The organism is Atopomonas hussainii (assembly GCF_900109735.1).
GTDB classification, from domain to species: Bacteria; Pseudomonadota; Gammaproteobacteria; order Pseudomonadales; family Pseudomonadaceae; genus Atopomonas; species Atopomonas hussainii.
The window spans coordinates 47141-63567 of sequence record NZ_FOAS01000005.1; the positions used below are offsets into that span (position 1 = coordinate 47141).

Sequence of the window (16427 nt, forward strand, 5' to 3'; positions counted from 1 at the left end):
GCCCGGTGTTCATGGTTCCTGTAATCGCCTTAGTGGGGCGGCCCAATGTCGGCAAGTCCACTTTGTTTAATCGTCTGACCCGATCGCGTGACGCCTTGGTGGCAGACTTCGCGGGCCTGACCCGTGACCGTAAATACGGCGAAGCCCGTTGGCAGGGACGTAACTACATCGTCATCGATACCGGCGGTATCAGCGGCGATGAAGAGGGCATCGACGCGAAAATGGCTGAGCAGTCGCTGCTCGCCATTGAGGAAGCCGATATTGTGCTGTTTCTGGTGGATGCGCGTGCCGGTTTAACTGCCGCCGACCAGATGATTGCCGAGCATCTGCGTAAGCGGAATAAGACCAGCTTCTTGGTGGCGAATAAGATCGACACCATCGACCCTGACGTGGCGCGCGCTGAGTTTGCGCCCGTGGGCATGGGCGAGTTGCAGCCGATTGCCGCCGCGCATGGTCGCGGGGTGAATAACCTCTTGGAGGCCGTGCTTGGGCATATCGAAGTGCCTGAAGTGGTTGTGGTGGAAGGCGAAGAGGGTGAGGAAGACCAGCTCGCGCGCGCCGAAGCCGAGGCCAAAGCCAGCCGTGAAGAGCACGGTATCAAGATCGCCATTATCGGCCGCCCCAACGTGGGTAAGTCGACCTTGGTTAACCGCATGCTCGGTGAAGAGCGCGTGGTGGTGTTTGACCAAGCCGGTACCACGCGTGACAGCGTGTACATCCCGTTTGAGCGCAACGAAGAACGCTACACCTTGATCGACACCGCCGGCGTGCGGCGGCGCGGCAAGGTGTTTGAAGCGGTCGAGAAGTTCTCGGTGGTGAAAACCCTGCAGGCGATTCAAGACTGTAACGTGGTGATCTTCGTCATGGATGCCAGCGAAGGCATCGTTGAGCAAGACCTGCACCTGCTGGGTTTTGTGCTGGAAACCGGCCGCTCGTTGGTGATTGCTCTGAACAAATGGGACGGTCTGGAAGACAGCCACAAGCAATACGTGAAAACCGAGCTTGAACGCCGTTTGATGTTTGTGAACTTCTCCGACATTCACTTTATCTCCGCGCTGCACGGGTCGAACGTCGGTAATTTGTATGGCTCGGTGCGCCAGGCTTACGAGTCGGCTACGCGCCGCTACCCGACCAACAAGCTCACGCAGATTCTTGAAGACGCCGTGCAAGTACACCAGCCGCCGCTGGTTAATGGTCGTCGCATTAAACTGCGTTACGCACACTTAGGTGGCGTGAACCCGCCGATTTTGGTGATTCACGGAAACCAAGTGGACGCGGTGCCGCGCTCTTACACGCGCTACTTAGAAAACACCTACCGCCGCGTGCTTAAGCTGATCGGTACGCCGATCCGTATCGAGTACAAAGGCAGCGACAACCCTTATGCCGACAAACGCAACACCCTGACGCCGCGTCAGGAGTACAAGCGTAAGCGCATGCTGTCGCACATTAAGAAGGCAGAAAAGCGTAAGAAAAGTAAGAAATAAGCTCTTTTTTTCGCACCAATAAAAACGGCAGCCCTAGGACTGCCGTTTTTTTAATTTAGGGAAGCGCTTATTTAATCGGCGAACGCCTCAAGCACAAGGCGCACGGAGCGCAGCAAGTGAGGCATACCGCCTGGTAGGCGAACTTGCGAGCACCGCGGAACGTAGTGATTGAGGTGTGCAGCCATTAAATCAGCGTTTTCTTAGCTTTCAGCAGCCACTTTGTACGTCGGGCTATCCAACTCATGGGTGCAGAAGGGGCCAGCCTGCTTGAGCAGGGCGATGCAGTCTTCCGACAGGTGACGCAGCACTACTTTTTTGCCAGCGTCGGAGTAGCGCTTGCTGAGCTTGTCGATGGCTTCGACGCCGCTGGAGTCCATCACCCGGGTCTTGGCGAAGTCGATAATCACATGGTGCGGGTCGCGCTCGATGTTGAACATCTCGCCAAAGGCGGTGGCAGAACCGAAGAACAGCGGGCCTTCCAGCTCGTAGATCACCACGTCTTCATCTTCTAAGCGTTGTTCAATGCGGATGCGCGCGTGCTGCCAAGCAAATACCAGCGCAGAGAGAATCACCCCACAGATCACCGCTACGGCTAAGTCGGCAAACACGGTGATTACTGTTACGGCGACCAGCACCACGGCATCGGCCTTGGGCATGCGCTTTAAGCGCGAGAAGCTGCCCCACTCGAAGGTGTTGATGCACACCATAAACATGATGCCCACCAGCGCGGCCACCGGCAGCAAGCCAATGTAGTCGGCCAAGCTAACCACGAAGATGATTAACAGCAGCGAAGCGGTAATACCGGATAGGTGCGTTAGGCCACCGCTGGTGAAGTTGATGATGCTCTGACCAATCATGGCGCAACCGGCCATGCCGCCGAAGAAGCCACAGGTGGTATTGCCAATGCCTTGGGCGATGCACTCGCGGTTACCCGCGCCACGCTTGCCGCCCATTTCATCCAGCACGGCTAAGGTCAGTAGCGACTCAATCAGGCCCACCAAGGCGAGAATCACCGAGTAGGGCAGGATGGTCATCAGGGTATCGAGGTTCAGCGGTGCGGTGGGAATGTGAAAGCTCGGCAGGCTGCCGCTGATATCGGCCAAGTCAGCCACGCGCTTGGTGTCCAGATCAAAACCAATCACCACGGCGCTGATGGCGATAATCGCCGCCAGCGAGCTGGGGATAGCGCGAGTCATCTTGGGGAATAGCCAAACAATCGCCATGGTCACGCCCACTAAGGCGTACATGATCCAGTTTTCGCCCTCAAACAGCGGAAACTGCGCGAGCATGATGACGATCGCCAGACCATTCACAAAACCGAAAATCGCCGGTTGTGGCACCAGACGAATAAATTTACCGAGCCCGCCTACGCCGATGGCGATTTGGATTAAGCCGGTGAGAATGCTCGCCCACAGCACGTACTCCAAGCCGTGACTGGCCGCCAAACCGGCCAGCACCACGACCATGGCGCCGGTAGCGCCGGAGATCATCCCCGGTTTGCCGCCCAGCAGTGCGGTGATTAGGCCGAGCATAAAGGCGGTGTGCAGACCGACAATCGGCGACAGGCCAGCCACTAATGAAAAGGCAACGGCTTCGGGGATTAGCGCAATGGCGACGACAGTGCCTGACAGCACATCGTTTTTAACACTTGGTACACGGGCTTGGCTTAACTCAGACATCAGCTTCTCGGCTCTGCGGTTGCGACACAACCTGTAACAAAAAGGGGGCGCACCTTATCACAGATGCGTCCCCGCTGCTGGCTGAGGGGTTAAGCACGGGGCTTAACCGGCGCCGTTACGCGCTCAGTGTAGGGTAGTCGGTATAGCCTTGCTCGGCGCCACCGTAGAAGGTGCTGACATCGGGCTCATTCCATGCTGCGTTTTGCGCAATGCGCTCGGCAAGGTCGGGGTTGGCAATATACGGACGACCATAGGCGACTAGGTCGGCGCTGTTATCTTGAACCGTTTGCGCGCCGCTGGTTGCGTCGTAACCCCCGGCGACCATTAAGGTGCGTTGGTACAGTTTGCGCAGGTTATTGAGCAGGGCTTCTGCCTCGGCACTGCCGGCGCCAGTCCAGTCGGGGCGGTTGATATGTAAGTAAGCCAAGTGGCGGCTGTTCAGCTCGCCGACTAAATAGCTGAAGGTTTCTTCCGGGTTGGCATCGTGCATGTCATTGAACGTGCCGTAGGGCGAGAGGCGAATGCCCACTTTGCCGCTGTCGCCAAGGCGCGCGACCACCGCATCGAGCACTTCCAGCACTAAGCGGGCGCGATTCTCGGCACTACCGCCGTAGGCGTCGGTGCGTTGATTGCTGCCAGAACAGAGGAACTGATCGAGTAGATAGCCGTTAGCGGCGTGGACTTCTACACCGTCAAAACCGGCCTCGATGGCATTCGCCGCACCTTGCGCATAGGCCTGCACAATGCCCGGCAGTTCGGCGGTTTCTAAGGCGCGGGGTAGGGCGGTGTCGGCCATGCCGTGGCTGCCATCGGCGTACTGCACATAGCACTGCGCCTTGGCTTGAATAGCCGAGGGTGCGACGGGCGCTTGCTGGTTGGGTTGCAACTCAGGGTGCGAGATGCGGCCCACATGCCAGAGCTGCAAGAAGATACGCCCGCCGGCGTTGTGCACCGCTTGGGTAACGCCTTGCCAGCCAGCAATTTGCGCAGGGCTGTGGATGCCGGGCGTCCAAGCATAGCCTTGGCCTTCGGGGCACACTTGGCTGGCTTCGCTGATGATTAGCCCGGCACTGGCGCGTTGCGCGTAATACGTGGCGGTGAGGGCATAAGGCACATTGCCCGGTTGGGTGCGCTGGCGGGTTAGCGGGGCCATCACAATGCGGTTGGGTAGCTCAAGGCTACCGAGGCGATAAGGCTGTAACAGTGCGGCGTGCGACATGGGAAACCTCATAACAGGTGAGAAAGACACAACGTCTAGACACGGCTATTATTGATGCAGCAATAAAACTTACAAGTACGCACGATTTTGTCATGTACTTACCTTTTGGAAAGTTATGGAGATGTCTTAAGTGTCTGAGCCCATGACCAAACAGCCTGCCAATCAAGCCGCCGCGCCTGCTGAAGACAAGCGCTTAAAGGCACAGGACAAAACCTACAGCTCGCCGATGGAGCTCACCCTCGAGGTGGTCGGCGGTAAGTGGAAAAGCCTATTGGTGTATCACCTGATGGAGGCGCCGCTGCGTTTTTCTGAGCTGCGCCGGCAAGTGCCAGGCATCACCGAGAAGATGCTCACCCAGCAACTGCGCGAGCTGGAGCGTGATGGCATTGTTAGCCGCACGGTATTCCCTGAGGTGCCGCCACGGGTGGAGTACGTGGCCACCGAGCATGGCCGCACGTTAAAGCCGGTGCTGGAGGCGATGTGTCATTGGGGGCGTCATCACTGGCAGCAGCGCACGCCATGAAACCAGCGATTCTTTGGTTGCATGCCGTGACTTGCGCTGCGTTTGCGGTGTTGGTGTTGCGGGCAAACCCGTTAAAAGCGGTAGAAGGGCTTGGCTTGGCCGTAGCGTTTGTCGGTTTAGCGCTGTGTTTTGCCATCGCGCCGTGGCGGCTGAGTTGGGCGCCGCTGCTGCGTGTGCTGGCATGGTTGCAGGCGGGCTTGTTGGCGGTCGGTGTGTTGCTGTTGTTGCTAGCAGCCACGATAGGCGGCGGTTTTAACCTAAGCCCAGAACTGCAAACGCCGGCGTGGTTGGCCGGCGTTATGGTGTTTAGCAGTGCGCTGAGTGCTTGGGCGCTTAGCCCCAGCAAACCTGCAGAGTGATTACATCTGACTTTGCAGGTAGCGCTCAAGACCCACTTTGTCGATCAGCTGTAGCTGAATCTCTAACCACAGGGCGTGGTCTTCTTCGGTGTCTTTAAGCTGCAGCTCAAGAATCTCGCGGCTTTGGTAGTCCTGATGCTGCTCGCACAGCTCAATGCCTTTAGCCAGCGCGGCGCGCACTTCGTACTCAAGGGCTAGGTCTATCTTGAGCATTTCCGGCACGGTTTTGCCCACACGCACCGCGTTGGGGCTCATGTCTGGCGTGCCTTCAAGAAACAGAATGCGCTTAAGCAGGGCATCGGCGTGTTCGGTTTCTTCTTCCATCTCGTGGTTGATGCGTTCGTAGAGCTTGGTAAAGCCCCAGTCTTCGTACATGCGCGAGTGAATAAAGTACTGATCGCGTGCCGCTAACTCGCCCTTGAGCAGTTGCTTGAAGTAATCGATGACGGCGCTGTGCCCTTGCATGTCGATGTCCTTGTTGGCTTGCGACTAATCCACACAGTTTAGGAGGTTACTGCGCGACTGGCCACGTGGAATTAATGCCCCGGTACGCCACTTACGGGCGCGCGGAAACGGAAGATGTGGTACGGCGCTTGGCTGGCCATATGGGCTTTGCTTTGCAGCACTTGATCGGGGATGGCGCTGTCGGCCAGATACAGCCAGCCGTTGGGGCCAAAGCTTAAGGCGTCGGCCCAGCGAATCTGCGCGCTTTTTACCAGCGTGGTTAGGCTGCCGTCGGGCTTCATACGCAGTACCGCGCCGTGCTCGACATCGGTGATGTACACGCCGTGTGCGTTGTCGATGGATAAGCCATCAGCCAGCGGTTTATTGCCGAGGCGCTCGACGCTGGCTTCGATCAGCGCATCGTCGCCGCCCTGCAGGGCGCTGGTGGGCACGCGGAACAAGCCGTCGTGGCTCATGGCGCTGTAATACAAGTAAGCATCGTCGTTGGACAGCACAATGCCGTCGACACCGACTTTCATCGTCACTAACCCGCCAAGAAAGCGCATGGCTTTACTTGGGGTTTGGATTAACCAGTTTTGCGTGCTCACCGAGTCGTGGTTATCCAGTACGCGACGGGCTTGTTGGGTGTGGGTATCGAAGACAATGATGCCGGCACGCTGGCCGACAAAGCTGGCATCGGCCAGATACACCCAGCGGCTGTCGCTGCTGACTTGTAAGTCCTGCACAAACGAGCCTAAACCGGCCACGCTGCTGGGCAGGGCAAAGCGCTCGACCAAGCGATTGCTGGTTAAGTCGAACTTTAAAATATGCGCGGCATTGACTCCGTGCAGGCCGTGATCCACCGCCCACAGCTGGTTTTTACGGTCGATAACAATGCCCAACAGCTCGCCTAACTGGCTTTGAATCTCAGCATTGGGGAAAGGGACCGCCTGTCCATCACGCCACTCAACGAGGCGGGTGCTAGGGCGTGATTCGGGGTGGATAGTGAAGAACAAGCGGCCATCGGCGCCGACCGCGACATTGCCGATGGGCTCGGCAGAGCTGGCGGCGATTTCCAGTTGGTCTTCGGGGATGAGCGGTGGGCCGCTTAAATCTGGATAGGCTTCGCCACCGCCGTAGCGGCTAAATAACCACACGGCGGCAGCGGCAAGCAGCACCAGCAGCACGAATAGGCAACGAATCGCTAAGCGCATGCGGGCTCCTAGTGGCGCGTTTTATTGTTCGTCGAGGGCGAAGGCGGTTAAGCAGTAGGTGGGGATGCCTGCATCTTGCAGCTTTTGCGAGCCGCCAAGCTCCGGCAGGTCGATGATCGCGGCGGCTTCATACAGGCTAGCGCCTAAGCGGCGCACCAATTGCGCGGCAGCCAGCAGGGTGCCGCCGGTGGCGATCAGGTCATCGAAAATCAGCACTGAGTCGCCTTCACACAGGCTGTCGCTGTGGATCTCTAAGTGCGCGGTGCCGTATTCGGTGGCGTAAGGCTCGGTGATCACATCGCCGGGCAGCTTGCCTTTTTTGCGGAACAGCACCAGCGGCTTGTTCAGCTCGTAAGCGATGATCGAGCCGATGATAAAGCCGCGCGCATCCATGGCGCCGATATGGCTGAAGTCAGCCTCGACATAGCGCTGAATAAAACTGTCGGCCACCATGCGCGTGGCTTTGGGCGAGTGAAACAGCGGCGCGATATCGCGGAAGATCACCCCCGCTTTGGGGAAGTCCGGAACGGCACGAATCTGCGATTTGATGTAGCACTCGTCAAAAATCATCGCTGGGCCTCACTCGCAACGGCCACCGGCCATGGCGTACAACTCGTTGGGGTTAATTAGGCTGACTTCTTTGCCGTTGGCCTCGATCAGGCCTTGCTCTTGGAAGCGGGTAAACACGCGCGACACGGTTTCTACCGCTAAGCCTAGGTAATTACCCAGCTCGTTGCGCGACATCGGCAGGCGGAAGTGATGAGCGGAAAAACCGCGCAAACGGTAGCGGCCAGAAATGTTCACCAAGAAGGTGGCGATGCGCTCGTCGGCGGTTTTCTTCGAGAGCAGCAGCATCATCTGCTGGTCTTCACGAATTTCGCGGCTCATCAAGTTCATCAGTTGGCGGCGCAGCTGGGGTAGCTCCATGGCCAAGTCGTCGAGGCGCTCGTAGGGGATTTCGCACACGGTGGTGGTTTCTAGCGCCACGGCGGAGACCGCATGGGTGTCGCTGTCGATGCCGGCCATGCCGACCACTTCGCTGGGTAGGTGGAAGCCGGTGATTTGCTCTTCGCCGGCATCAGTGACCACATAGGTTTTAATCGCACCGCTACGGATGGCGTACACCGACTGAAACGGCTCGCCTTGGCGAAACAGGTGATCGCCTTTTTTTAACGGGCGGCCACGTTTGATGATGTCGTCGAGTTGGTCGATGTCTTCGACGTTGAGCGACAGGGGCAGGCACAGGCCAACGAGACTGCAATCTTTGCAATGCGTCTGCAAACCAGAGGGCTTGTGGCCGCATTGGGAGGTGCTGGCAGGCATAGGTAATATCCGGTAAAGAATTTCCGCCAAGGTTACCTGAAGCCTGCTTATGCCTCTACCGTTGAGTTTGCCGAAAAAGTCTTATATGACCCGTGAGAATCGCTGGGTATTAACCTGCGGCAAGTAGAGGTCAAACACCATGCACACGCTACGCACCAATAAGCGCCCGGCTGGGCTGACGCTAATGCCGTGGCTATCCAAGCTAATCAGCTGATCTTGCGCCTGCTGCATGAGAGCGGGCATTTCGGCGGCAAAGTAGTCGTGGAAGGCCACGTTAAAGCGCTTCTGGAAGGCGGCAAAGTCGAGCGTGAAGTGGCACGCCAGCTGTTGGATTACCCAGCGGCGCAGGTGGTCGTCATCATTCATTTTTAACCCGCGCACCACCGCCAGTTGGCCGTTGTCGATGCGCGCTTGGTATTCGGTGATATCGGCGCTGTTTTGGCAGTACAAGCCACCAATCTGGCTAATGGCGGAGACCCCGAGTGACACCAAGTCACAGTGCCCGTGGGTGGTATAGCCTTGGAAGTTGCGATGCAGGGTGCCGTTTTCTTGGGCCATGGCCAGCTCGTCATCGGGCAGGGCGAAGTGGTCCATGCCGATGTATTGATAGCCGGCCTCGCTCAGTAGCTCGATGGTGCTGTGCAGCATGCCAAGTTTTTCGCCGGGGGTGGGCAGGTCGGCAGCGTTAATGCGTCGCTGCGGCTTAAAGCGCTCTGGCAGGTGGGCGTAGTTAAACACCGAGAGGCGATTAGGCTGCATGTCGATGATGGCTTTCACGGTATCGCGGAAGCTGGCCTCGGTTTGCATCGGCAGGCCGTAGATCAAATCGACGTTGATCGAACGATAGGCCAAAGCGCGTGCAGCATCCATCACCGCGCGGGTTTCTTCCAAGCTTTGCAGGCGGTTAACCGCGCGCTGTACCTCGGGGTTGATGTCTTGCACGCCAAGGCTGACACGGTTGAAGCCTAAGTCGCGCAGCACGCCCATGGTGGTCCAGTCGGCTTCGCGGGGGTCGATCTCGATGCTGTAGTCGCCGCTATCGTCACTGCGCAAGTTGAAGTAGTGGCGCAGGTGCTGCATTAGCTGCGTCAGTTCGCTGTGGCTTAAAAAGGTCGGTGTGCCGCCACCAAAGTGCAACTGCTCGACCACCTGGCGGCTGTCTAAGTGTTTGGCCAGCATGCCCGCTTCGCGTTCGAGGCGTTCTAGATAGGGCTGGCTGCGGCCACGATCTTTGGTGATGACCTTATTACATGCGCAGTAGTAGCAAATGTTGGCGCAGAACGGCACGTGCACATACAGCGACAGTGGGCGCATGGCCTGCTTGCTGTCGCGTAGGGCTTGGTAGATGTCAAATGAGCCGACCCCATCATGGAACTGCACGGCAGTGGGGTAGGAGGTGTAGCGAGGCCCGGCAACGTCGTAGCGGCGAATCAGCTCGGTGTTCCACAGGGGATTGGTGTTCATTGTGCAGTCCAGTGAAGTCTCTAGGATTGCCAACGAGTGTAAAAATCAATCGCTTTAGGGGTCTTGACGCATATCAACAGCGGGCGAGGTCGTGCTTTTAAGGGGGCGCTGATTAAATCGACGAACGACTCAAGCACAAGGCGTACGGAGCGCAGCAAGCGAGACATACCGTCTGGTAGGCTAGTTTGCGAGCACCGCACAACGCAGTGATTGCGCCGTGCAGGCATTTAAGCAGTGTTTCCTTGGTGTTAATGGCCCATTAGCCAGTGCTGATGCGGGCCGGGCAGCGTCCACAGGGCAAATAACATGACCAAGATGCCCGCTGCTTGGCGCGTCAGCGGCTTTTGCAGCAGCTGGCGCAGGCCATTGGCGGCCATGCCGGTGGCGAGCATTAACGGTAAGGTGCCCAAGCCGAACGCGGCCATCAGGCTCATGCTGGTCAGCGCATCGCCTTGGCTGGCGGCCCACAGCAAGGTGCTATACACCAAACCGCAGGGTAGCCAGCCCCATAGACTGCCCAGCAGCAGGGCTTGCGCCAGGTTGTGCACCGGCATAAAGCGCTTGGTCAGCGGCTGCACGAATCGCCACAGGCCTTGCCCGAGGGCTTCTACCTTGGTTAGCCCTTGCCACCAGCCAGCCAAATACAAACCCATGGCCAGTAACAGCAGCGCAGCGAAAATGCGCAGGCCATCGGCAAAGGCCTGATTGGCTGCCCAGCCGACTAAGCCCAGCAGTAAACCCGCCACGCTGTAACTGGCGATGCGGCCAAGGTTATAGGCGAGCAAAATCTGCAAGCGTCGAGCTTTAGCGGCGGGCGGAATCGCCATGGTCAGCGCGCCCATCAAGCCGCCACACATGCCTAAGCAGTGCCCTGCACCGAGTAGGCCGAGCACCATGGCGCTGACGTGCAAGGCCAGTTCAGTCATTGGGCTTAGGGTTGTTGTCAGTGCTTTGCGCGGTTTTTTGCGCGGCGGTGTGCGCCGGGTCTTCGTCGTCGAACAGGATGCTGTGCGCAGGGCCGTCGAGGTCGTCGTACTGGCCGCTATCTACGGCCCAGAAGAACAGCCAAATCGCCGCTATCACCAGCACAATGGCAATCGGGATCAGGTAATACAGGGCGTTCATGGCTGTTCCTTGAGGGCTGGTTGATGGCTTAAGCGTAACGCGTTAAGCACCACCAGCAACGAGCTGATCGACATGCCTAGTGCGGCCCAGCCGGGGGTTACCCAGCCGATGGCGGCAAACGGCAGTACCAAGAGGTTATACAGGCAGGCCCACGCTAAGTTTTGGCGAATGACGGTGCGGGTGCGCTGCGCCACCGCAAGGCTGTGGCGCAGGCTGTCGAGGCGATTGGAGAGCAGCACGGCATCGGCGCTGGTTTTGGCTAAGTCGGTGGCCGAGCCCATGGCGATGCTGATATCGGCGGCGGCGAGCACAGGCACGTCATTCACCCCGTCGCCGAGCATCAGTACTTTGTGGTCCTGTTGCTGCAAGGCTTGTACATGGGCCAGTTTGGCCGCTGGAGTTTGCCCGCCCAGGGCAGCGTCTAGCGCTAGCTGTTGGCCCAATTCGGCGACCATAGGCCCGCTGTCGCCGGAGAGCAGCTCACAGCGCCAACCGCGCTGGCGGAAGGTGTCGATCAGGGCGAGGGCATCGCTGCGCAGGCGATCATCCAAGACAAACCACGCCAACGGGTCGCGTTGATTGCCCAGCAGCAACCATTGGCCGCTGTCTTGTACTACCTGAGGAATGGCGCAGCCGCTGAGCGCGCAGACAAACGCGGGTTGGCCAATGCGCAGGATTTGCCCGTCGACACAGCCTTCTAGGCCAAGGCCGGGGTGGTTGCTGACGTTGTCGGCGTGTTGCTCGCCGCGCCCGAGTGCGCGGGCAATGGGGTGCTCTGAATGCGCCTCTAACGCGGCGGCGAGGCTGCGGCATTGTTCGGGGTTTAGCGCGGCAAGCGGGCGTATCTCGCGCAGGCTGAGTTTGCCTTCGGTGAGGGTGCCGGTTTTATCCAGCACTACCGTGTTGATATGGCCTAAGGTTTCCAGCACATGGCCACGGGTGAGCAACAAGCCAAGGCCATGCAGTGTGCCGGTGGCGGTGGTGAGCGCGGTGGGGGTGGCTAGCGACAGCGCGCAGGGGCACGTGGCGACCAGCACGGCGAGCACAATCCACAAGGCGCGCTCGGGCTCGATCTGCCACCAGGCATAGGCCACCACGGCAGACAGCAGCAGCACGCTGATTAAAAAGTATTGCGCTACTTGGTCGGCAAGTTCCGCCAAGCGCGGTTTTTCGCTTTGCGCGCGCTCCAACAAACGCACGATGGTGGAGAGTCGCGAAGCATCGCCCAAGGCGGTCACGCGGATCTGTAGCGGCCCCTCCACATTCAAGGTGCCGGCGTGCACCGTCTCGCCGTTGCGGCGCAGCACAGGCAGGTATTCGCCGGTGAGCAGCGATTCATCGAGGCTCGACTGGCCTTGGCTAATCACTCCGTCAGCCGGTACCACTGAGCCGGGCAGTACTTCTAGCAGGTCGCCCACGGCCAGCTCTTTGAGCAGCACCCGCTCGCTTGCGCCGCTGGCGTTAAGGCGCAGGCACGAAGCGGGCAGCAGGTTAACCAGTTGCGCGGTCTTGCTCGCGGTGCGTTCGCGGGCGCGGCGTTCCAGATAGCGTCCGGCGAGCAGGAAGAAGGCAAACATGCCGACGGCGTCGAAATACAGCTCGCCGTTGCCGGAGAAGCAGGTCCAGATACCGGCCACATAGGCCACGCCGATGGCCAGCGAGACGGAGACATCCATGGTCAGCCGGCGGGTGCGCAGGTCGCGCAGCGCGCCACGGAAAAAGTCAGCGCAGCAATACAGCACAATCGGTGTGGTCATAAACAGGCTGACCCAGCGCAGAATCAGGTGCATGTCGGCGGAGAGGTCGATATTGAACTCTGGCCACGTGGCCATCGAGGCCATCATTACCTGCATCCACAACAAACCGGCAAGACCGAGCTGGCGCAGCGCGCGGCGGTTTTCCTGTTGTAGCTGCTGCGCGGCTTGGTCGGGCTGGTAGGGCTGCGCGGCGTAACCAATGCGGCGTAGCTCGCTGATCAATTGCGACAGCTTGGCTTGGCTGGCCTGCCAACGTAGCGATAGGCGATGGTTGCTGAGGTTAAGGTTGGCCTCACTGACGCCGGGCACTTGGCGCAGGTGGCGCTCGATCAGCCAGCCGCAGGCGGCGCAGCTGATGCCTTCGACCAGCAGCAGGCATTCGCTGCTGTCGCCCTCGTGGCGCACGAGGTCTTCTTGCACATCGCGGCGGTCGAGTAGGGCCAGCTCGTCGCTAATGACCTTGGGCAGATCCTGCGGGTTGGCCGAGGGTTCGCTGCGGTGCTGGTAATAGCTCGCTAGCCCAGCGTCGACAATGCTCTGGCACACGGCATGACAGCCGGGGCAGCAAAACTGCCGTGGCGCACCGAGTACTTCTAATTGCCAAGTGCTGCCGGCGGGCACCGGCAGGCCACAGTGGTAGCAACCGGACAGATCAGCCATTAGAACTCAGCGCTGAGCACCAGTTGTTGTTCGGCTTGCAGGTAGAACTCGTCGAATAGGCGCCATTCTTGCCCGCCCTCTTGGCCGAGCAGCTCAAGGAATCGGCGGCCAATGATTTCGTCCAGCAGTTGACCGACATAGCGGCCGGGCTCGCTGGCGCTGTGGGTGAGCTTGATGGTGCGGTCTTTATCCGGCTGGGTGGGGGAGATCACATTTAGAGTGATTTGCTCCGGACGGCTCAAGCCGCTGAGTTGTAGCTCGATTTCGCCGGTCAGGCTGTCGATACGGATATCTGCGGACAGCTTGAGTTGGTCGGCAAAGCTTTCGCGGGCCAGCGATTGGTTAATGCCCTTGCCGACGTCGTAGTAGTCGTCCGACAGCACGGGGTCTTGGTTGTTAATCGCCACGATGAGCAAGGTGGTGCCGCCGCTGATGCCAAAGCCCAGCATGCCGAGCAGAAACAGCAACCAAGGTTGTTTGTACCAGGGGGCGGGGTTCTTGCTCATCGTGTTCACTGTGGCTCCTTAGCGAATTACGGGGCCGATAAAGCGGCTATCGGTGCTGCGCTTGACCCCATCGTCATCTAGGGAGCGGATTTTAAAGGTAATTTCGTTGGTGCTGTTAGGCAGTTGTTCCGGATCGACGGAAAGCCCCATCGGCAGGGAGAGAATTTCCCCCGGCGCGGCGGTCACTTCGCGGCGGCCTTCTAGCACTAAACCTTCGATGCCTTCGGCGCTGATCACGTAGGTGTGCTGGCGCTGATCTTTGTTCATCACCTTCACGGTGTAGACGTTTTCGATGCGGCCTACTTCGTTTTCGCGGTACAGCACGCGGTCTTTGAGGACATCCAGCTCCACCAGCGGGCGATTGATCACGGCAAAGGCAAAGCCTGCGAGCATGGCCAGCAACGCCACGGCGTAGCCGATTAGGCGTGGGCGCAGCAGGTGGGTTTTTTCGCCGTTTAAGTTGTGCTCGGTGGTGTAGCTGATCAGGCCTTTGTCATAGCCCATTTTGTCCATGATGCTGTCGCAGGCGTCGATACACGCCGCGCAGGTAATGCACTCGTATTGCAGGCCATCGCGGATGTCGATGCCGGTGGGGCAGACGTGCACGCAGGCTTTGCAGTCGATGCAGTCGCCCAGGCCTTCGGCTTGGTAATCGCTGCCACGCTTACGCGGGCCACGGCTTTCGCCCCGGCGTGGGTCGTACGACACCACCAACGTATCTTTATCGAACATCACGCTTTGGAAACGTGCATAGGGGCACATGTAGATGCACACCTGCTCGCGCAGGTAGCCGGCGTTTAAGTAGGTGGCTACGGTGAAGAAGCCAATCCAGAAATACGCCCAGCCGCTGGCTTGCAGGGTGAAGAATTCAATCACCAAGTCGCGGATGGGGGTGAAGTAGCCGACAAAGGTTAAGCCGGTGACAAAGCTGACTAAGAACCACAGGCCATGCTTGGCGGCTTTTTTCGTCAGCTTGTTCTGGCTCATCGGCTGTTTGTCGAGCTTCATGCGTTGGTTGCGGTCGCCTTCGGTGACCTTTTCCGCCCACATGAAGATCCACGTCCACACGCTTTGCGGGCAGGTGTAACCGCACCAAACGCGGCCGGCGAACACAGTAATAAAGAACAGGCCAAAGGCGCTGATGATCAAGAGGCTAGAGAGCAGGATGAAGTCTTGCGGCCAGATGGTCATGCCAAAGATGTAGAACTTGCGCTCTGGCAGGTTCCACCACACCGCTTGGCGACCGCCCCAGTTGAGCCAAACCGTGCCGAAATACAGCAAGAAGAGAAACGCCCCGCCACCCATGCGCAGGTTGCGGAACAGGCCGGTAAAGGCTTTGGTGTAAATCTTCTCTTGCTTGGCATACAGATCGAACTCGCCGTTGCTATCGACCTTAACGGGCTTGAGCTTGGGCGGGGTGATGTCCCGTACGGGGATCTGGTCATTACTCATCGGGCTGATCCATTTCTTTTAGAAACAACAAGGCCGGCATGTGCCGGCCTTGTTGTTAGGGCTAGTCACCCTTGAAGGATACGCCGCTTTAGCGTTTTCAGCCTGCGACACAGGGTCGCGCTGGCTTATTCCTTCTCGGGTTGTTCGCCATGAGACAGGCTGTACACATACGCTGCCAGCAGGTGCACCTTGTCGTTACCGAGCAGGTGTTCTTGCTTAGGCATTTGGCCGTTACGGCCGTAGCGAATGGTCTGCTGCACTTGGGTGTAGCTCGAACCAAAGATCCAGCCTTTGTTGCTGGTCAGGTTCGGCGCACCCATCAGCGGGTTACCTTTGCCATCGGCACCGTGACAGGCTACGCAGTTGGTGGCGAAGATCTTTTGACCTGCCTCAACGTCGATGCCTTCCGGGGTTTTCAGGCCAGCCATTTTCAGCACGTAGGCAGATACGTTTTTCACGCCTTCTTCACCCAGTGCATCACCCCAAGCCGGCATGGCGCCCATACGGCCAGCCAAGATGGAGGTTTTGATGGTTTCCGGCTCGCCGCCCCAACGCCACTGGTCGTCGGTCAGGTTGGGGAAGCCGAAGCTGCCCTTGGCGTCTGAACCGTGGCACACGGCGCAGTTAGAAGCGAACAGACGGTTACCCATTTTCAGGGCTGCTTCGTCTTTGGCCACTTCTTCGATCGGCATGGCCGCGTACTTAGCGTACAGCGGGCCATACTGCTCGGCGGCCTTGTCCATTTCTTTCTGCCACTGGTTGACTTGCGTCCAGCCCAGTACGCCTTCCCACTTACCCAGGCCCGGATAGAGCACTAAGTAGCCGATGGCGAAGATGATGGTGCCGACGAACAGCAGGAACCACCAATGGGGCAGGGGGTTATCAAACTCTTCGATACCGTCAAAGCTGTGGCCCACAGTCTCTTCGGTTTCTGCCGGGCGCTGGCCTTTGCGGGTGGCAAAGATCAGCCAGAACAGACCGATAATGGTGCCGACCACCAAAACGGTGATCCAACCGCTCCAGAAATTGGTCATTGCTTACTCCTAGATTCTTGCTCAATGCGCTTGGCGGCCTCAGGGTCATCGGCGAAGGGCAACATGGCGTCTTCGTCGAAGCGCGCTTTACGCTTGCCGCCGTAGGCCCAGATCAGCACGCCAATGAAGGCGATGAAGATCACAACGGTGCCTAGACCACGTAAGGTTCCGATATCCATAGCAC

General features: G+C 58.7%; 17 protein-coding genes. 3 read left to right on the forward strand and 14 right to left on the reverse strand.

The genetic code is table 11. From position 1 onward, the window contains the following. Positions 1-11: 11 nt before the first annotated feature. Entirely contained in the window at positions 12-1484 is a 1473-nt protein-coding gene (gene der / locus BMX80_RS05875; protein ID WP_074866222.1) for a ribosome biogenesis GTPase Der, read from the forward strand. Positions 1485-1684: 200 nt separating this feature from the next. Here the strand turns inward: der and BMX80_RS05880 are convergent, their stop codons facing one another. Further along, positions 1685-3163 (reverse strand): SulP family inorganic anion transporter, encoded by a 1479-nt coding sequence (locus tag BMX80_RS05880; RefSeq protein ID WP_074866224.1) that lies wholly within the window; start codon positions 3161-3163, stop codon positions 1685-1687. A gap of 115 nt (positions 3164-3278) precedes the next feature. Beyond that, the gene (locus tag BMX80_RS05885; RefSeq protein WP_074866227.1) at positions 3279-4382 is read right to left on the reverse strand and encodes an alkene reductase; all 1104 of its coding nucleotides are present in this window, start codon (positions 4380-4382) and stop codon (positions 3279-3281) included. A gap of 142 nt (positions 4383-4524) precedes the next feature. Here BMX80_RS05885 and BMX80_RS05890 point away from each other — a divergent pair, with 142 nt between their 5' ends. Both BMX80_RS05890 and BMX80_RS05895 read left to right on the forward strand, forming a co-directional pair. After that, the gene (locus tag BMX80_RS05890; protein WP_074866230.1) at positions 4525-4905 is read left to right on the forward strand and encodes a winged helix-turn-helix transcriptional regulator; all 381 of its coding nucleotides are present in this window, start codon (positions 4525-4527) and stop codon (positions 4903-4905) included. Further along, positions 4902-5264: a hypothetical protein gene (locus tag BMX80_RS05895; RefSeq protein ID WP_074866233.1), complete on the forward strand. Its 363-nt coding sequence runs from the start codon at positions 4902-4904 to the stop codon at positions 5262-5264. The genes BMX80_RS05890 and BMX80_RS05895 overlap by 4 nt, the downstream gene beginning before the upstream one ends. On the opposite strand, the gene bfr is transcribed toward BMX80_RS05895, so the two are convergent. The 12 genes from bfr to BMX80_RS05955 form a co-directional block, all read right to left on the reverse strand. After that, positions 5265-5729 carry a bacterioferritin gene (bfr, locus tag BMX80_RS05900; protein WP_074866237.1) on the reverse strand — a complete coding sequence of 155 codons (465 nt, stop codon included), beginning with the start codon at positions 5727-5729 and terminating at the stop codon, positions 5265-5267. Between the two features lie 71 nt (positions 5730-5800). Further along, a complete protein-coding gene (locus tag BMX80_RS05905) occupies positions 5801-6922 on the reverse strand; it encodes an L-dopachrome tautomerase-related protein (protein WP_074866240.1) in 1122 nt (373 codons plus the stop codon). A gap of 21 nt (positions 6923-6943) precedes the next feature. Next, entirely contained in the window at positions 6944-7492 is a 549-nt protein-coding gene (locus tag BMX80_RS05910; protein ID WP_074866243.1) for an adenine phosphoribosyltransferase, read from the reverse strand. Positions 7493-7501: 9 nt separating this feature from the next. Next, entirely contained in the window at positions 7502-8245 is a 744-nt protein-coding gene (gene fnr, locus BMX80_RS05915) for a fumarate/nitrate reduction transcriptional regulator Fnr (RefSeq protein ID WP_074866247.1), read from the reverse strand. Between the two features lie 81 nt (positions 8246-8326). Beyond that, positions 8327-9709, reverse strand: a complete 1383-nt coding sequence (gene hemN, locus BMX80_RS05920) for an oxygen-independent coproporphyrinogen III oxidase (protein WP_074866250.1) — start codon at positions 9707-9709, stop codon at positions 8327-8329. 248 nt (positions 9710-9957) lie between these two features. Next, on the reverse strand, positions 9958-10635 hold the full coding sequence (locus BMX80_RS05925; protein ID WP_074866252.1) for a sulfite exporter TauE/SafE family protein: 678 nt from the start codon (positions 10633-10635) through the stop codon (positions 9958-9960). Further along, positions 10628-10834 (reverse strand): cbb3-type cytochrome oxidase assembly protein CcoS, encoded by a 207-nt coding sequence (ccoS, locus tag BMX80_RS05930; RefSeq protein ID WP_074866254.1) that lies wholly within the window; start codon positions 10832-10834, stop codon positions 10628-10630. The genes BMX80_RS05925 and ccoS overlap by 8 nt, the downstream gene beginning before the upstream one ends. Further along, positions 10831-13251, reverse strand: coding sequence for a heavy metal translocating P-type ATPase (locus tag BMX80_RS05935; protein WP_074866257.1), 2421 nt, complete (start codon positions 13249-13251; stop codon positions 10831-10833). Before BMX80_RS05935 ends, ccoS begins: the two co-directional genes overlap by 4 nt. Further along, complete coding sequence (locus BMX80_RS05940; protein ID WP_074866260.1) at positions 13251-13757, reverse strand: FixH family protein; 507 nt, start codon at positions 13755-13757, stop codon at positions 13251-13253. The genes BMX80_RS05935 and BMX80_RS05940 overlap by 1 nt, the downstream gene beginning before the upstream one ends. Positions 13758-13775: 18 nt before the next feature. Beyond that, positions 13776-15209 (reverse strand): cytochrome c oxidase accessory protein CcoG, encoded by a 1434-nt coding sequence (ccoG, locus tag BMX80_RS05945; RefSeq protein WP_074866263.1) that lies wholly within the window; start codon positions 15207-15209, stop codon positions 13776-13778. Between the two features lie 125 nt (positions 15210-15334). Further along, complete coding sequence (gene ccoP / locus BMX80_RS05950) at positions 15335-16243, reverse strand: cytochrome-c oxidase, cbb3-type subunit III (RefSeq protein ID WP_074866268.1); 909 nt, start codon at positions 16241-16243, stop codon at positions 15335-15337. Further along, entirely contained in the window at positions 16240-16422 is a 183-nt protein-coding gene (locus tag BMX80_RS05955; RefSeq protein ID WP_071870662.1) for a CcoQ/FixQ family Cbb3-type cytochrome c oxidase assembly chaperone, read from the reverse strand. The genes ccoP and BMX80_RS05955 overlap by 4 nt, the downstream gene beginning before the upstream one ends. Positions 16423-16427: the final 5 nt, after the last annotated feature.

What these genes read in the sequence shown, in the direction of transcription:
- BMX80_RS05955 (WP_071870662.1), bottom strand. Translation starts at nt 16,422, where the DNA reads ATGGATATCGGAACCTTACGTGGTCTAGGCACCGTTGTGATCTTCATC.
- BMX80_RS05940 (WP_074866260.1), bottom strand. Translation starts at nt 13,757, where the DNA reads ATGAGCAAGAACCCCGCCCCCTGGTACAAACAACCTTGGTTGCTGTTT.
- ccoG (WP_074866263.1), bottom strand. Translation starts at nt 15,209, where the DNA reads ATGAGTAATGACCAGATCCCCGTACGGGACATCACCCCGCCCAAGCTC.
- BMX80_RS05905 (WP_074866240.1), bottom strand. Translation starts at nt 6,922, where the DNA reads ATGCGCTTAGCGATTCGTTGCCTATTCGTGCTGCTGGTGCTGCTTGCC.
- hemN (WP_074866250.1), bottom strand. Translation starts at nt 9,709, where the DNA reads ATGAACACCAATCCCCTGTGGAACACCGAGCTGATTCGCCGCTACGAC.
- der (WP_074866222.1), top strand. Translation starts at nt 12, where the DNA reads ATGGTTCCTGTAATCGCCTTAGTGGGGCGGCCCAATGTCGGCAAGTCC.
- BMX80_RS05880 (WP_074866224.1), bottom strand. Translation starts at nt 3,163, where the DNA reads ATGTCTGAGTTAAGCCAAGCCCGTGTACCAAGTGTTAAAAACGATGTG.
- BMX80_RS05885 (WP_074866227.1), bottom strand. Translation starts at nt 4,382, where the DNA reads ATGTCGCACGCCGCACTGTTACAGCCTTATCGCCTCGGTAGCCTTGAG.
- bfr (WP_074866237.1), bottom strand. Translation starts at nt 5,729, where the DNA reads ATGCAAGGGCACAGCGCCGTCATCGATTACTTCAAGCAACTGCTCAAG.
- BMX80_RS05935 (WP_074866257.1), bottom strand. Translation starts at nt 13,251, where the DNA reads ATGGCTGATCTGTCCGGTTGCTACCACTGTGGCCTGCCGGTGCCCGCC.
- BMX80_RS05925 (WP_074866252.1), bottom strand. Translation starts at nt 10,635, where the DNA reads ATGACTGAACTGGCCTTGCACGTCAGCGCCATGGTGCTCGGCCTACTC.
- BMX80_RS05910 (WP_074866243.1), bottom strand. Translation starts at nt 7,492, where the DNA reads ATGATTTTTGACGAGTGCTACATCAAATCGCAGATTCGTGCCGTTCCG.
- fnr (WP_074866247.1), bottom strand. Translation starts at nt 8,245, where the DNA reads ATGCCTGCCAGCACCTCCCAATGCGGCCACAAGCCCTCTGGTTTGCAG.
- BMX80_RS05895 (WP_074866233.1), top strand. Translation starts at nt 4,902, where the DNA reads ATGAAACCAGCGATTCTTTGGTTGCATGCCGTGACTTGCGCTGCGTTT.
- BMX80_RS05890 (WP_074866230.1), top strand. Translation starts at nt 4,525, where the DNA reads ATGACCAAACAGCCTGCCAATCAAGCCGCCGCGCCTGCTGAAGACAAG.
- ccoS (WP_074866254.1), bottom strand. Translation starts at nt 10,834, where the DNA reads ATGAACGCCCTGTATTACCTGATCCCGATTGCCATTGTGCTGGTGATA.
- ccoP (WP_074866268.1), bottom strand. Translation starts at nt 16,243, where the DNA reads ATGACCAATTTCTGGAGCGGTTGGATCACCGTTTTGGTGGTCGGCACC.